Source organism: Microbacterium sp. K35, assembly GCF_004794375.1.
GTDB classification, from domain to species: domain Bacteria; phylum Actinomycetota; class Actinomycetes; order Actinomycetales; family Microbacteriaceae; genus Microbacterium; species Microbacterium sufflavum.
This window is the reverse complement of the sequence record NZ_SSDM01000408.1, coordinates 1-204: the sequence shown is the minus strand read 5'-3', so window position 1 is coordinate 204 and position 204 is coordinate 1. Positions and strand designations below refer to the sequence as shown.

The 204-nt window shown below is 79.4% G+C and carries 1 pseudogene; it reads left to right on the top strand.

The features are described from left to right. Positions 1-204, top strand: a pseudogene (locus tag DW299_RS19310) (DUF202 domain-containing protein); the annotation flags it as partial.

Sequence of the window (204 nt, the reverse complement as noted above, 5' to 3'; positions counted from 1 at the left end):
TGCTGCCCCCGGCCGCGGGGGCCTGGGGGGTCGTGCCGGGGATCCTCGGGGTGGCCACGGCCTGCGTGCTGTGGGTCGCGGCGCGGCGGCGTCAGGCGCGCACGACCGCGGTGCTGACGGAACGCGCGACCGGACCCCTGCCCGGCGGAGGGCTGCCGCTGCTGCTGACCGTGTTCGCGAGCGGCTTCGGCGTGGTGGCGCTCG